The following is a 15,863-nucleotide window of genomic DNA, read 5'->3' as shown; positions in this document are numbered from 1 at the left end:
TGCTGGATTTTCTCTCTAATTCAAATGTGAAAAAATGAGAATATTCCATTAGAGGGGCGTGAATTTTCCGGTGAGAACATTGCATTTGCTCAGCAACGCGCATTTGGACCCGGTATGGCAATGGCAGTGGGAGGAAGGGGCAGCGGCGGCGGTATCGACGTTCCGGGCGGCCGCCGATTTTTGCGAGGAGTTCGACGGATATATTTTCAATCATAACGAGGTTATTCTCTATCAATGGATCGAGGAGTACGAGCCAGCTTTGTTCGAGCGCATTAGGCGCCTCGTGAAAGCCGGCAAATGGCACATTATGGGCGGATGGTATTTGCAGCCCGATTGCAATATGCCTTCCGGCGAGTCGATCGTGAGACAAATTCTGGTGGGCAGAACTTATTTCCGCGACAAGTTCGGAGATGACTCGGAGCCGACGACGGCGATAAACTTCGATCCGTTCGGCCACTCTCAAGGTCTTGTCCAGATCATGCAGCTTGCGGGCTACGATTCTTACATCTTCATGCGGCCGGACGAAATGGAAGTTCCCGCCCAAGATTTCATTTGGCAAGGCTTTAACGGCAGTTCGGTCATGGCGCATAAAGTATGGAACGGCTACAATTCTCAGCTTGGCAAATCGACCGAGAAAATCGCTTCGTGGTTAAAAGAGAACCCGGAAGCGCAGATCGGGCTCGTGCTCTGGGGAGTCGGGAATCACGGAGGCGGACCGTCTCGGCTTGATCTCAAACTGATCGCGGAGTTGAAGGAGAAGACGGGCGATTTCGACATCGTACACTCGACGCCAGAGGCGTATTTCGCCGAACTGGCCAAGACGAAGGAGCTTCCCGTCATGAATCGGGACTTGAATCCGCGGTTCGTCGGCTGCTACACCTCGCAAGTCCGCATTAAGCAGAAGCATCGCAAGCTCGAGAACGAGCTTTACATGACCGAGAAGATGTTGTCTGCGGCTTCGCTCCAAGGGCTCCTCGCTTATCCGTATGCCGAGCTTCAGGAAGCCCAACAAGATTTGCTGACGAGCGAGTTCCATGATATTTTGCCGGGGTCATCCGTGCAAAGCGTTGAGGATACCTCTCTCCGCGGGCTCGATCACGGACTTGAAGTATTAAGCCGCCTCAAGGCGCGCGCTTTCTTCGCCTTAGCGTCGGGCCAACCGGTCTCAAGTCCCGGGGAATATCCTATCCTGGTGTATAATCCGCATCCATTCCCTGTTCGTGGCGTCTGGGAATGCGAATTCATGCTGGAAGACCAGAATTGGCAACCGGAGTTTTCGATGCCGATCGTATACAAGGACGGCGTTCGAATTCCTTCCCAACCGGAGAAGGAAGACAGCAACCTCAACCTCGATTGGCGTAAAAAAGTGGTTTTCGAAGCGGAGCTTCAACCGATGTCCATGAACAGGTTTGATTGCCGAATCAAGCAACTTCCTGAGAAGCCGGCACCTGCGTTGACTGTTTCTGACGGTAAAATTTCTTTCCTGACCGAGCGGTTATCCGTCGTGATCAACGCAAGGTCTGGTTTCATCGACGAATACGTCGCGGACGGTCGAAATGTCGTTTTACCGGGTGCATGCCAACCGCTCGTCGTGAACGATAATGGAGATCCATGGCGTATGGACGTGAATTCGTTCCGGGATATCATTGGAAGATTCGAGCTTATGCCGATGGGTGAGGGAACGGATTTCTCGGGCGTGGATACGCGACTTCTTCCGTCCGTCCGCATCGTTGAGGACGGCGAAGCACGCTCGGTCATCGAAGCGCTTTTCTTTTACCGCGATTCGCGCATCGTGCAAACGTATAAGCTTCCAAAGAACGGAACGGAAACTGAAATCCACGTCCGAGTGTTCTGGAATGAAAAAAACAAGATGCTCAAATGGTCCGTACCGACGGCGCTCGCGACGAACGCGGCCTACCGGGGACAAACGATGTACGGAGTCGCCGAACTGCCCGCGAACGGGGATGAAGCCGTCGCGCAAAAATGGGTGGCGGCGACGGACGGCACGTTTGCGGTGACGATCGCGAACGACGGAGTCTACGGTTCGGACTTTAAAGACGGAGAGATCCGAATGACGCTGCTTCGTTCTCCGGCGTATTGCGCGCATCCGATCATGGATCGCCCGCTAGTCGTACAAGATCGGTTCCTGCCAAGGATGGATCAAGGGGAGCGCCAGTTTACGTTTTGGCTTAATGCGGGGCCAGCGGCGCAACGGATGGATACGATTGACCGCGAGGCGCTCGTCCATGGAGAGAAGCCGTTCGCATTATCATTCTTCCCTTCCGGTCAAGGTCAATTGCCGACGCCGCTGTTTGTCCTGGAAGACGACATCGTGCAGCTTGCTGCTTTCAAACGCGAAGAGCGTGGAGAAGGGTTCGTCCTGCGGCTGTTCGAGCCGACCGGACAGGCTCGCGAGACGGCAATTGTAACTGCGGAAGGCACAAGATACCCCGTTTCGCTGAATGGTTTCGAAATCAAGACGCTCAGGTTCGATCCGGATGAAGGTACCCTGAAGGAAATCAATTTAATGGAACGGTAAGGAACGGCAACAATAGAGAATCTTCCAATCCACGATTTCAGTGGAAAAGAAGATTCTTTTGTTTTGAGACGTGAAAGATCAGAAGAAAGCTGAAGAAATCGCCGCGCAGCGGGTCCAAAACTGTCGGAAAAGCGAAACGAGTAAACAAAAGTCAAGAATAGTCGTCATAATACAATCACGCACAAGACCGGCAATCTAGGGGAACTGGGCTCGTCCAGCGTATAATTAACTACAACACACATTAGGTCGTGTCTGAAAACCTGCTCGGAGTATTCAGACACGCCCTAGCGGACAAAGGACGGTTACATCATGAGAGCATTCACTGGGCTTGCAAACCTGAAAATCTTCCCTAAGCTGATCGTCTTGTTTCTGATCGCGATCGTTCCCTCGTTTATTGTCTCTTTCCAATTGTTCAGCATCGGAGCGGATAGCGTCCGCAAAGAGATATGGAGTTCGATGGAAACGCGGGTGCGGTTCAATATCGGCTCGCTCGAAGCCGAGATGGATCGTCTGATCCGGATGCACACGCAGTATCCGCTCGATAGCGATATCACGAAGCTGAGCAGCATGTCCTCGATCCTGCCCTATTACGAAGTGATGCAGATGCAGAAGCGCGTGCAGAACAAGCTGTGGATTCTGGAAATGTCCAGCCTGTACGTCAAGCAAACCCAGTTGTATATTCCCCAGTTTCACAAAAACCTCCTGTCCATGACGGATACCGATCCAATAGCGGATGACGAACTGAAGCAATTGCAGTTGTTGAAAAAAGAACAGCAATCCCCGTTTGTTTTCTGGAACGGCAAGCTGCTGCTGAGCACGATTTACCCCGACCCGAACTCCTATATGGTTTTCCCGCCTCTCTATGTGCTGCAGTCCGAGATCGACCAGTCGAGCTTGCAACATTTCCTGAGCCGCTTGTCAGGCGAGACCGGAGGCGGGGCGCTGCTGTTCAACGACAGTCGGGATTGGAAGCTGGCCGCGGGAGAACCCGTCGAGGGGCTGAACGATCGCATCATGGCCTATACGAACCGGCAAGCGGCGGACCGGCAGTCGGGCAGAACTGTCCTGAAGCTTGGCGACCATGCCTACTACGTCGTGTACGAACGCTCCGATCTGCTCAACATGACGATAGCGCTCTATACGCCTGAAGAGAATGTGCTTGGTCCATTACAGAGCTACCGCACGCTCTTCCAGAGTCTGTTCGGCGCGACGCTGATTACGGTGGTCGGATTTTCTTACTGGATTTTCCGCTCGATTCACTCCCCGATCCGGCGTATGGTACAAGCGTTCCGCAAAGTCGAGAAGGGCGACTTGAGCTTGAATATTACGCACCGCAATCAGGACGAGTTCCAGTATTTGTACGGGCAATTCAACAAAATGGTCAGCCAGCTCAGGCAATCAGTGCAGGATGTGTATCAATCGCAAATTATGGCGCAGCAGTCGGAGCTCAAGCAATTGCAGTCGCAAATCAATCCGCATTTTCTGTACAACACCTACTATATGGTCCATCGGATGGCGCGGATGCACGATATCGACAACGTGGAAAGAGCGACGCAATATTTGGGCGACTATTTCGTGTACATTACTCGCAATTCCTCGAACGAAGCGACGCTCGCGCAAGAGTGGAACCATACGCTGGCTTACCTGGAAATTCAGCAGATGCGGTTTCAGAACCGGATCGAAGCGACGATCGTTTGCCGGACCGCGCATCTGGACGACTTGCGCATCCCGCGGCTTATTTTTCAGCCGATTGTCGAAAATGCCTACCAGCACGGCTTGCAGTCGGTGACGGAGAACGGGCGGATCGCGCTGTCGCTCATCGACGGTGAAGATGGAAGATCTGTTGTCTTCTCGGTGGAGAACAACGGCGCTGCGCCAAGCGGGGACGAGATCGGCGCGCTGCAGCGCAAGCTGAAAGAGTCGTCGTTCGGCGCGTTGGAAAATACGGGACTGATCAACGTTAACAAGCGCATCCGCCTCAAGTTCGGAGAGCCGTGGGGCGTACGCGTGTCGGCCGGAGCGGCGGGCGGCTTGAAAGTATCTTTGCATTTGCCTGTCGATTCATCTGCGAACGGAGGGGATAGCGATGCGGCGAATTCTGATCGTCGATGACGAAATGTTTATTCTTAACGGGCTGACCGCGATGGTGAAAGAGGCGAACTTCGCCGAACTGGAAGTGTACAAGGCCGCTTCCGCGAACGAAGCGTTGGAATGGCTGCAAAGAGCGACCATCGATGTCGTGCTGACAGATATTTGCATGCCCGGCATGGACGGACTGGAGCTGCAGAAGCACATCCAGAAGCAGTGGCCGAGGTGCAAAGTCATTTTTCTGACGGGTCACGACGAGTTCGATTACGCCCGGGAAGCGATTCATCACCGGGCCGCGGACTATATTCTGAAGACCGAAGGGGACGAACCGGTCTTGCGGGCGATCCGGAGAGCGCTTGATGAGATCGAAGCGGAATTCGTCAGGGAAACGCAGTTCGCGCTAGCGCAGTCCCGTTTCCAGGCCGCGCTGCCGTTTCTGCAAAACGAGTTTTTGACCGACATCCTGCAAGGGGAGAAAACAGTCGGCGGAAGGCTCAAGGAGCAATTCGCCGAACTCAAGCTTCCGCTCGCCTGCGACCGTCCCGTATGGCTGGCGATCGCCCGCGTGGACGAGTGGAACGACTACGGTGACGCCGACAGATCGCTGCTGCTGTTCGCCGTGCAAAATATCGCTCAAGAGTATTTGGCGGATTCCGTGAATGCGCAGTCGTTCGTTTACGAGAAAAACCGTATCGCCTGGATTATCCAGTCCGCAGCGTCGGAAGAGGCAGAGAACGGCAAGCGGACGAATGTGCCGCAATTTATTCAAGGGGCGTTCGAGAGAATTCAGCAGTCGTGCAAGCAAATGCTGCGGCTGCAGCTGTCGTTCGCGATGACGCTTGACCGCTGCGACTGGCCGCAAGTCGCCGCCCGGCACGAAGCGCTGAGAAGAGCGATGCGCCGAAGCTTCGGTCTAGGCCACGAGCTGCTGTTGACCGACGCGGACGGCGATGAGCCGTCCGAGACTGCGCTTCGCGAAGACGGCATCAAGCGGGTCGGCAAACTCATTGACGAATTGAGCGTGCTGCTCGAAAGCGGGCAGAGGGATGAATTTCGGCACAAGCTGGCGGAATTGGCGGCGTCCGAGCTCGCCGGCGGGGATGCGGAGTGGAAGCTCATGGCGGCGTACCGGCTGATCTCGATGCTCATGACGGTGCTGTCCAATGAAGGATTGCTGAAGCCGATGCTGAGCTCTCCGGCGATGGACAGGCTGCTCAAGCTTGATACGCATGCCAATTGGGAGCAGACGCTCGCGCTCGTATCGGAAGCAGGAGACGCGGTATTCTCCCGCAAGGATTCGATATCCCGGCAGTACGGCAAAAGCATGATTCACCGGATCAAGCAATATATCGAAACGAATTTATCGGGGGACTTGTCGCTGGTCAGGCTCGGCGAAGTCGTCGCGCTGAATCCGTCCTATCTGTCGCGGTTGTACAAGCAGATGGCGGGGGAAAGCGTATCCGATACGATTATGTCCGCGCGGCTGGCCGCCGCGACGGAACGGCTCAAGGAGACGGACGACAAAGTGCAGGATATCGCGGTCAAGGTCGGGTTCGAGTCCGCGGCGTATTTTAACCGGTTTTTTAAAAAGGCGATCGGGCTCACGCCCCAGGAGTATCGCGAGCAGTCCCGGATATAACCGGACGAAGCCGCAAACGCGCTGACTGAGCAAAGTTGTAACGGGAGAGCAAGAATAGTCGAAATCGTCCAATTTCGCTCCTTAGAGCGCGCTCCTATACTAATAATCAAGAAGAGAGATCTTCGACAACATTCACTCATGGGGGAGACATATGAACAAGAACAAATCGAAATCCGTTTCAATGGGACTCGCGACTGCGCTCGCGCTCGTTACGATCATGTCCGGTTGCAGTTCGAAGAACGAAGGCAACGCGGGCGCGTCGCAGTCGCCGTCCGGCACCGCTTCGCAAGCCGCATCCGAATCCGCATCGGCAAGCGCATCAGTGGAGCCCGCAGATCCGCTCGGCAAGTACGACCCGCCGATCGAAGTGTCCGTCATTCGGCCCTACGACGAGAACGTGAAATTTATTGAAGGCGAGTCCGCGACGAACAACCTGTGGACGCAGAAATACGAGGAAAGGCTCGGTGTTAAGGTCAAGTACGATTGGACGCTGCAAGGGCCGATCGACCAATATTATCAGAAGCTCAACGTGGCGATCGCGAGCAATGACCTGGCCGACATCATGGTCGTCAACAGCGCTCAATTAAAGCAGTTGGCCGAAGCGGGGCAATTGGCCGACTTAACGGATGTTTATAAGAGCTATGCCTCCGATTTCACGAAAAAAATATTTTCCGACGACGGGGGCGTGGCGCTTAACTCCGCGACCTTCGGCGGCAAGCTGCTCGGATTACCGCGGATCGGCTCGGATATCGATGAAGTTCCGCTCCTCTGGATTCGCAAAGATTGGCTCGCTAAGCTGAGCTTGCCTGAACCGAAGAAGATGGCGGATGTGGAGAAAATCGCCGTAGCGTTCGCGACGCAGGACCCGGACGGAAACGGCAAACCGGATACGTACGGTCTGGGCTTGTCCAAAGACTTGAACGGCGGATTCCCGGGCTTCGAAGGATTCCTCAACGGGTATCACGCTTACTACAATACATGGTTGAAGGACGCGTCCGGGCAACTGGTGAACAGCAACATTCAACCCGAGATGAAGACGGCGCTGGAGGCGCTGCAGAAGCTGTACGCCGCCAAAGCGATCGACAAGGAATTCGGCACGAAGGACGGCAACAAGATCGCCGAAGCGGTAACGAGCGGCAAGCTCGGCATGTATTACGGCGCGATGTGGACGCCAATCTGGCCGATTCAGGACGGCAGAAACCTCGACCCGAAGATGGATTGGCAGCCGTTCCAGTTGCCGTCATCAGACGGTCAGCCGGCGAAGGGACAAGTGCCGTTCGATGTGCCTAGCAGTCAATACTATGTCGTCCGTAAAGGCGTAGAGCATCCGGAAGCCGCTCTCAAGATGCTGAACTTTTTCTACGACTTCAACTACATTAAAGGCGATAAGGCGGACGCGAAGTACGATGGCATTGAGACGTTCAAATACATCATTCTCGCCGGCGCGCCGATTACGGAAAATCTGGATGTGTACCGCAAAGCGAAAAAGCTGTTCGAGGCCAACGATATCGAAAGCATGAAGACGGCGAGGGAAGGGCAACTGGCGGTCGTTGCCAAGTATTTGGAAGGCGATGAGAAGAGCTGGGGCTACTACAAAGTATTCGGTCCGGACGGCAGCTACAAAGTTATCGAACAGATGCTGGATCAAAATCTGTTCCTGCGCAGCGAATACTTTGGGCCGCCGACGCCGACGATGGGCGAGAAGAACAGCACGCTTGATACGCTGGTCAAAGAAACGTTCACCAAAATCATTATGGGCGCGGCCCCTATCGAAGAATTCGACAAGTTCGTCGCCAATTGGAAGCAGCTCGGCGGAGATCAAATTACGAAGGAAGTCAACGAATGGGCGGCTTCCAGATAAGCCTATAATCGATAACAAGGAGAGGGAGAAGAACTTTGCGGCTCTTCTCCCTCTACCGTTTCAGGGATGTGGATAAACATGCTTTCAAAAAAAACAATTCGCCAGCTGCCGCTGCATGTCATGCTGCTGCCCGGTCTGGTGCTGGTATTGATCTACAGTTACGTTCCGCTTTTCGGTTTGTCTTTGGCGTTCGTCAAGTTTTTGCCCGGACGCCCCTTGTTCGATAATCCCTGGGTCGGGATGGCGCACTTCAAATACTTGTGGGCTATGCCGAATTTTCTGCGCGTGCTGGGCAATACGTTTTACATCGCTTTTCTCAAAATCGTCGTCGGACAAATCGTGCCGATCGTCATTGCTCTCCTGCTGAACGAGCTGCGGAAAGGCTGGCTGAAGCGCAGCGTGCAGACGCTCATCTATTTGCCGCATTTTTTGTCCTGGATCATCCTAGGCGGCATTCTGATCGACATTTTGTCCCCTTCGCAAGGTATTGTCAATCAGGTGCTCGGCACATTCGGAATCGAGCCGATCTACTTCCTCGGGGATAACAAGTGGTTCCCCTTTACCGTCGTCGCAACCGATGTGTGGAAGGAATTCGGATTCAATACAATCGTTTATTTGGCCGCGCTCACTTCGATCAATCCGGCTTTGTACGAGGCGGCGCTGATCGACGGAGCCAATCGCTGGAAGCAGACGCTGTACGTGACTTTGCCCGGCATGCTGCCGATCATCGTGCTTCTGGCTACGTTGAGTCTGGGCAACGTGCTGAACGCCGGGTTCGACCAAATCTTTAATCTGTACAGCCCTTCGGTCTATGAAACGGGAGATATCATCGATACGCTCGTCTATCGGATAGGACTCGAACAGGCGCAATACAGCGTCGCGACGGCGATCGGGCTATTCAAATCCATCGTGTCGTTCGTCATGGTGTCCGTGTCCTATTTTCTGGCTTATCGATTGGCCAACTACCGGATTTTCTAGCACAGGAGGGATACGATCATGCGCACGAGCGTAAGTTACCGCGTGTTTAACCTATTCAACATCATATTCTTGTCTTTATTGGCGCTGTTTTGCATTCTGCCGCTAGTGCACGTGCTGGCTTTGTCTTTCAGCAACAACAGCTCGGCGGCCGCAGGTCTTGTCAAGCTTTGGCCGGTCGGATTCACAACGAACGCTTACGAATTCATTTTGCGGAAACCGGCTTTCCTGCAATCGATCGTCGTCACGCTGCAGCGGGTAGGGCTGGGCGCGGTCGTGAATCTGCTGCTGACGCTGCTCGTCGCGTATCCGCTTTCCAAGGAAGTGTCGGCTTTTCGGTTCAGAACGCTGTATGCCTGGATTTTCGTGTTCACGATCTTGTTCAACGGCGGGCTTATTCCGTGGTACATGACGATCAAGTGGACCGGCATTATGGATACGCTGTGGGCGCTCGTGCTGCCGGGGGCCGTGCCCGTGTTTAACGTCATTTTGCTGCTCAATTTCTTTCGCGGTTTACCGAAAGAGCTGGACGAATCGGCAGCGATCGACGGCGGCGGCCACTGGACGATTCTATGGAAAATATACGTTCCGCTGTCCACGCCGGCGCTGGCGACCATCGGGCTATTCACGATCGTCGGACACTGGAACTCCTGGTTTGACGGTTTGATTCTGATGAAGGTGCCGGAGCATTTTCCGCTGTCGACGTATATGCAGACGATTCTCGTTCATATCGATCTGACCTCGATGTCGGGCAAAGATTTCGAGATACTGAAGGACGTCTCGGATCGCACGGCCAAAGCTTCGCAAATCTTTCTTGGCGCGCTGCCGATCATGGTCGTTTACCCGTTTCTGCAGCGTTATTTTGTCAAAGGAATTGTCCTGGGCAGCGTCAAGGGGTGAGTCCAGGATGGGATGAAAGGAGGTGATAGTGCGTCAATCGCACTCGCGTACAAGCATTAACATTCGAAAGATAAGTAGAGGGCAAAATGAAGCTCAGAACTGAAAGCGCTTCAATTTCGGACGATTTGATCGTGAATTCGTTTATGTAAGTAGTTTAATTAAATAACGGGAGGTTTTTGTATGCGAAAAATGGTTGTCCAATTTGTACTAGTAGCTCTTTTGGCCTGCTTTACGCCTTTGTCTTCAATTCATGCCAGCGTCTCGCAAGTTGATCCGTTCCCAATCGGAATTTTTGTTGCTCCAGATCCGGCCACAACTGTTAAATATCAAGAAATAAAAGACATGAATGCTACCTATATCGTTAATAATGAAGGTACCGTTGAGGCCAATGATGCTTCGCTAGCACAGTGCGAAATAGTTGAAATCAAATGTGTGGTAACCGATACAAGACTCATCATGTATCCATTCACTGTGGGACAAACCATTGCAGATAATGAGTGGGTTTTAAGTAAAAGCAGCTCTGTAGGGCAAACCTTTACAACAACATCAGATGCGTACACGGCAATCAATACGATAGAGCTATTTATAGACAAATCTGACTGGACGGAAGAAAGTAAAGTTACATTAAGCCTGTATGATTCTACGAGCAAGACAACTTTATTGGGAAGATCAACTGTTACTGGAGCAGTTAGCAGTGAATATATAAAGTTTGGATTATACAAATGGATTTCTCCTAATACAACCTATTATATGGAGTTAACAAGCGATGGCTCCACGCCTCTTAAAGTGAAAGGGAGCTCATCTGACACTTACACCGGTGGCACCGCTTATGAGGCAGGTGTTGCCCAAAGTAATCATGATATGTGGTTCAAAATCAATTACAATCACAAATTTTATGAAGGAGCCCCTCGACCAGCTACAGAATGGATCGACGAAATTGCGAATCGCTATAAGTCGAACCCCTGGCTTATGGGATACGCCATTGTAGATGAACCTTCGGCAAAAGGAATGACAGGACTGCAAGCCACGATGGAACATTTCAGACAGGCTGATCCCGATCACATGACATATGCGAACTTGCTTCCCATCTATGCTTCTGATGATCAACTTTTTAGAGAATCGCACTCAGGAGATTTTGTGTCGCCTAGCCAGTCCTTAGGTCAAACGTTTAAAACAAATGCGGTAACGACCTCGATTTCAACTATCCAATTATTTATAGGTGGTATGTGGGGCGACGGTGAAAGTATAACTTTGAAATTATGGGATTCTCCAGCGAAAACGACACTTTTAGGCGAGGATACCAAGGGGGCTCCGGGTGTAGTCTACAGCTATCCAAAGTTTTCTATCAACGCGACTGTTAGCCCTAATACAACTTATTATTGGGAGCTTACCCATAATGGAGGGGGAGTTGAAAATTTAGTTGGTTGGGTTGTTTATGGGGAAGCAGGATCGGACTGGGAGAAGGACGGGACTGGTTATAAAAGTGGCGTTGCGATGAATAGTGATTTCTGGTTTACAATCAACCAGGACATTGTATACCGCACCTATGAGGATTATGTTTACCGGTGGGCCAATAAACGTCCTGATGTTCTGATGTTTGATTATTATCCTTTCCGTCTAGGTGGCGGAATAAATGAAGATGGATATTACAATAACCTGGAAATCATCCGTCGGCAAGCTCTTGCAGCAGAAATTGATTTCTGGTCCTACATCCAATCAGTGGGCGAGGAAGGCTCTCTAAGACAGCCAAACGAAAATGAACTCATGTATCAGGTATATACCAATCTTGCGTACGGTGCAAAAGGAATCAATTATTTTCTCTATCAAAATTGGAGCGGATCACCATTTGTGGGCGGACTCATCCTTCCTGATGGTTCGAAGAGCGCATTATACCATTCGGCCAAAAACATTAATGCTGGTGTACTCAAGCTTGGACCGACACTGCAGAGATTGAAATCGAAGGCTGTTTATCATACGGGAACACGACCGCAAGGGACAAAGGCAGTACCGACGGATTTCTTTTGGCAGCCAGCTGACTCCTCCCAGCCGATGATCATTAGCTCGTTTACAAATGAGAACGGCCGAAAATATGTGATGGTCGTAAATCGAGATATTCAAAATTCTCGTATGATTGCCTTCTCCCTTCCGTCCAAGCCTGGTTCAGTGAAAGAAGTGTCCAAAATTACGGGAAGCGAGACAAGCACGAATTACAACAGTATGGCTGGCACGCTTTCTGGCAGCTTTGCTCCAGGTGAAGGCAAATTGTATGTGTTGGATGAGAAGACGGATGACATAAATGTAACGGCGGACCTCTCCCCGAAACAGCCGGATGGACAAAACGGCTGGTACGTCCACCCGGTCACGCTGACCTTATCTGCGACGAATGTTTCTGGCGTTGCATCGTTCGAGTACAGCACGAACGGCGGAGCCAATTGGCAGCCCTATTCGGCGCCGTTGACGTTCGGCGCCGATGGGCAATACGCTGTCAGTTACCGGTCGACGCATAACGCGGGCAACATGGAAGCCGTGCAGTCGCTGACCTTTAAAGTAGATACGACCGCCCCCAACATCACCGTAACCGAACCGGTGAACGGTAGTTATTCCATAGCCGAGAGTCTGACTCCGAAATTTGCCGTGTCGGACGGATTGTCGGGCGTGGACAAATCGCTGACTTCGGCGACGTTGGACGGCAAGCCTGTACAGCCGAATGTGGCTATCCCTCTGTATACGATGGCCCTGGGCAATCATACGTTAAAGGTGAGCGCAGTCGATGCGGCCGGCAATTTACAACAGAAGACCGTGACGTTCCAGGTCGATGCCGACCTGGGTTCATTGGGCAAACTGATCGGCCGATGGGTAAGCTCGAATGTGATTGACAACCGCGGTATCGGCAACAGCCTGCAGCAAAAACTAGATAAGGGCAACCTAAAGGCGTTTGTCCAGGAAGTGCAAGCGCAGCGCGGCAAGCACATCGCCGCCGATGCGGCCGATATTTTAATTAAAATCGCGCAGCAGCTACTTTCCAAATAAGCTGTATCGAGTCGCATACACCTTTAAAGACGATCGAATAGCAAGGTCACGATCTCGAAAGGCTTCACCCTAACGCGGAACTTCCCGTCCTCGTCGGGGCGAAGGGAATGCAGTCGCTCCTCCAGAATGTTGCTCGCGTACGCTTCCGCAACTTCGCCGGAAGGCGTAACGACAAGCTCCGTCTGCTCGGACGCCAGATTGTACCAGCGGACGACGGTGTCGCCGCTGTCGGTGCCCCTCTTGACGGCGGATAGGGCGAGATGTTCACCGCTCCAGACGAGCCAGCTTCGGACGGGCGGAAGCTCGCCCTTCCGGATGTCCGTTTGGACGGAGACCCAAGGAATCTGGAAGGTATAAGCTTCCTTGGCGGCTTCGCTGCGTTTGGCTTGCCCGCTGTAGGGAATGATCGCTAACCGGACCTCCTGCTCGCCCAAGCATTGCGCCCCGGGAGTCGGGAATACGCCCCAGTCGCCGAGCTCGCCTACGGACCGCAGAAGCGTAACGGCGATCGTGTTCCGTCCGTCGTCGAGAATCTCGTACTCGTTCAGTCCGATGTTCGCGACGGCGAGACCACGCTCGGCATCGTCAAGAGCGACGAAGGCCATCTGGTGCTGAGCGTTGCTCGGGTTGACCCATTCCGGCGCGGGGGCGATCGGCCGCTTGGCGATCTCGAAGACGGAATCGGCATAATGGACGTCGGTGACGATATTCGTAGGGAACAATGCCCGCAGCCGGTGATCCTTCGATTGGTTATTGAAAGAAGCGGAGATTTGCAGCGCCCGGGAGCCTTGTTCGACGGTGACGAGAGTCTTGATGACAAGCGGAACCTTTAGTTCCGAACGGCCCGACGTACGGTCCCGGACGTGAACCATGGCGGTGGTCTCTCGCCGAAGGGTGGCCTCGGCTTCCGCCGGGATTTCCCAGCGATGGACGATCTCGACGGTCGTCGAGAAGGAACTGCCGGGCAGCAAACGAATCTCGGCTTCCAGATCGCGAGTCGTCAACGCTTGTCCGCTGCCATCCTGCTTGAATATATATTCGTTGCCGATGTCGCCGACGTCTTCGTACACGCACAGGTCTTCGTATACGGCTCCGGTCTCCTTGTCCGTCAACGTCAAGCTTCCGTTGCGGTTTACGAAGATCGAGTAATAATCGTTCTCGAGAGCGAACGGCCCCGGCTTTCCTGAGACCGGCATCGTGCCGGTTTCAAGAGAGGGGCCGGAACCTCGGCGCCAAGCATAGGTGCGATAACCCAATGCGGGAACCTGCTCAGCTTTCAGCGTAACCCGAAGACGGCGAGCCATGTAAGGCTGCCTAAATTTGTCGTCGGGCAGCTCGTAGTTGAACCGAACTCCCAGATCCTCGATCTCCGCCTCCACGATATTCCCCTTCTCATCCACGACGAAACCGCCGCCGATGTCGAGTTTTTCCAGTTCGCCGTAAATCTCGGTCGGCGAAAGGCCGAGAGGACGTTTCACGATTTCCAGCTCTACACCGACCGAGCCCGTTCTCGGAATTCCCGCATAGTTCATGACAATGAAAGGGACGTCCGCGTCATCGAAAATCGAAGTATCTACGCGGTCGGCCATGAATTTAAGACTGTCCTGCGCCAAAGATTCCGCGACGTGACGGCTCTTCGCGAACCGAGTCATCATCTCATCGTGAACTTCGTCGACACTGCAGCCGCAGATGCTGTCGTGGGGGTGGTTCTGCATCAACGTTTTCCAAGCGTAATCGAGCAGATGTTCCGGATACGTTAAGCCCAAGCGCGCGGCGATCGCCACCGCGGGTTCGGCTATCTTTTCCAACAAGACTTGGCCTAAACTATTCTCCTGTTTCATATATACGCGCGCGGAAGCTGTATTGACGAGAGTTCCCCAACCGTCCGTCCGCTGGCTTCGCAGCTCGCCTTCGATCACCGTTAGCGGCTTGTCGACGGCTCCTGCCACGGCCTCGATATATTCGGCGAAGTTGCTATGTTTAAAGTCATAGCCGGGATAGAGTTTGCGAGCGGTTACTAGCGCGGCGGACAGATCGGTCTGTACGGGCTGATGGTCGCAGCCGTTCATAAACAGCAGATGGGGCGTCGCGGCGAAGCGCTCCGCGTTTGCCATTCTCTCAGGCCAATAATGAAGGGCTTCCTCTTCGTCGGCGGGAATTTCCATTCCGTTGTGATACCAATTGGCGAACAGGATGCCCAGCACTTCGGAGCCGTCCGGGGAACGCCAGATCATCTCGGAAAAGGGGGATTCGTAAGCCGCTGAATCGGCCACGGTATTGTTCGCCCCCGTTGGCTTCACGCCCCGGCCGAAAACAGCGTTCCGGATGCCTGCCTGAAGCAGCAGTTGGGGGGCTTGGCCCATATTACCGAAGGAATCGGGGAAATAGCCGATTTTCGCGACGGGTCCGAAGGCTTTCGCGTCTTTGTGCCCGATGAGCAGGTTGCGGACGTTCGCTTCCGCGCTTGTCAGAAACTCGTCCTGCAGAATGTACCAAGGGCCGATGACGATTCTGCCCTCGCGAATGAGCTTTGCGAGCCGCTCGCGCCGATCCGGGCGAACTTGCAAGTAGTCGTCAAGGATGATTGTCTGGCCGTCCAGGTGGAAGCTGCGAAACTCCCCGTCCTTGTCCAATACGTCGAGAAGAACGTCCATGAGCTTGATCAGGCGAACGTGGTGTTTCTCGTACGGCATATACCATTCCCGGTCCCAGTGAGTGTGAGAGATAATGTGCGCAACGGGTTTCGTCATGTTTTCTCCTCCATATACAATACAAATATACAACTTTGAGCTTACTTGTTATACTGGATAATAGGCAGTTTTAATTGAAAA

Annotated in this window: 8 protein-coding genes; 7 read left to right on the top strand and 1 reads right to left on the bottom strand. The window is 53.2% G+C overall.

Translation table 11 applies throughout. The annotated features are described in order from the left end of the window. The first annotated feature begins 70 nt into the window (after nt 1-70). The 7 genes from ACFPOF_RS30870 (at nt 71) to ACFPOF_RS30840 (ending at nt 13,032) form a co-directional block, all read left to right on the top strand. On the top strand, nt 71-2,539 hold the full coding sequence (locus ACFPOF_RS30870; RefSeq protein WP_378139557.1) for a glycoside hydrolase family 38 N-terminal domain-containing protein: 2,469 nt from the start codon (nt 71-73) through the stop codon (nt 2,537-2,539). Nucleotides 2,540-2,848: 309 nt separating this feature from the next. After that, nucleotides 2,849-4,651, top strand: a complete 1,803-nt coding sequence (locus ACFPOF_RS30865) for a sensor histidine kinase (protein ID WP_378139555.1) — start codon at nt 2,849-2,851, stop codon at nt 4,649-4,651. Then, the gene (locus ACFPOF_RS30860; protein WP_378139553.1) at nt 4,626-6,266 is read left to right on the top strand and encodes a response regulator transcription factor; all 1,641 of its coding nucleotides are present in this window, start codon (nt 4,626-4,628) and stop codon (nt 6,264-6,266) included. Before ACFPOF_RS30865 ends, ACFPOF_RS30860 begins: the two co-directional genes overlap by 26 nt. A 151-nt stretch (nt 6,267-6,417) precedes the next feature. After that, nucleotides 6,418-8,127 (top strand): extracellular solute-binding protein, encoded by a 1,710-nt coding sequence (locus ACFPOF_RS30855; protein WP_378139551.1) that lies wholly within the window; start codon nt 6,418-6,420, stop codon nt 8,125-8,127. 78 nt (nt 8,128-8,205) lie between these two features. Next, nucleotides 8,206-9,105 carry an ABC transporter permease gene (locus tag ACFPOF_RS30850; RefSeq protein ID WP_378139549.1) on the top strand — a complete coding sequence of 300 codons (900 nt, stop codon included), beginning with the start codon at nt 8,206-8,208 and terminating at the stop codon, nt 9,103-9,105. An 18-nt stretch (nt 9,106-9,123) separates the two neighbouring features. Next, nucleotides 9,124-10,002, top strand: coding sequence for a carbohydrate ABC transporter permease (locus ACFPOF_RS30845; protein ID WP_378139547.1), 879 nt, complete (start codon nt 9,124-9,126; stop codon nt 10,000-10,002). A gap of 180 nt (nt 10,003-10,182) precedes the next feature. Continuing rightward, nucleotides 10,183-13,032: an OmpL47-type beta-barrel domain-containing protein gene (locus tag ACFPOF_RS30840; RefSeq protein ID WP_378139545.1), complete on the top strand. Its 2,850-nt coding sequence runs from the start codon at nt 10,183-10,185 to the stop codon at nt 13,030-13,032. A 23-nt stretch (nt 13,033-13,055) separates the two neighbouring features. Here the strand turns inward: ACFPOF_RS30840 and ACFPOF_RS30835 are convergent, their stop codons facing one another. After that, nucleotides 13,056-15,782 carry an alpha-mannosidase gene (locus ACFPOF_RS30835; protein ID WP_378139543.1) on the bottom strand — a complete coding sequence of 909 codons (2,727 nt, stop codon included), beginning with the start codon at nt 15,780-15,782 and terminating at the stop codon, nt 13,056-13,058. Between the last annotated feature and the right edge of the window lie 81 nt (nt 15,783-15,863).

It is taken from the genome of Cohnella soli (genome assembly GCF_042655525.1).
Lineage (GTDB): Bacteria > Bacillota > Bacilli > Paenibacillales > Paenibacillaceae > Cohnella > Cohnella soli.
Note: the sequence above shows the minus strand (reverse complement) of the source record. Positions and strands in the feature narration are given on the sequence as shown.

What these genes read in the sequence shown, in the direction of transcription:
- ACFPOF_RS30865 (WP_378139555.1), top strand. Translation starts at nt 2,849, where the DNA reads ATGAGAGCATTCACTGGGCTTGCAAACCTGAAAATCTTCCCTAAGCTG.
- ACFPOF_RS30860 (WP_378139553.1), top strand. Translation starts at nt 4,626, where the DNA reads ATGCGGCGAATTCTGATCGTCGATGACGAAATGTTTATTCTTAACGGG.
- ACFPOF_RS30855 (WP_378139551.1), top strand. Translation starts at nt 6,418, where the DNA reads ATGAACAAGAACAAATCGAAATCCGTTTCAATGGGACTCGCGACTGCG.
- ACFPOF_RS30850 (WP_378139549.1), top strand. Translation starts at nt 8,206, where the DNA reads ATGCTTTCAAAAAAAACAATTCGCCAGCTGCCGCTGCATGTCATGCTG.
- ACFPOF_RS30845 (WP_378139547.1), top strand. Translation starts at nt 9,124, where the DNA reads ATGCGCACGAGCGTAAGTTACCGCGTGTTTAACCTATTCAACATCATA.
- ACFPOF_RS30840 (WP_378139545.1), top strand. Translation starts at nt 10,183, where the DNA reads ATGCGAAAAATGGTTGTCCAATTTGTACTAGTAGCTCTTTTGGCCTGC.
- ACFPOF_RS30835 (WP_378139543.1), bottom strand. Translation starts at nt 15,782, where the DNA reads ATGACGAAACCCGTTGCGCACATTATCTCTCACACTCACTGGGACCGG.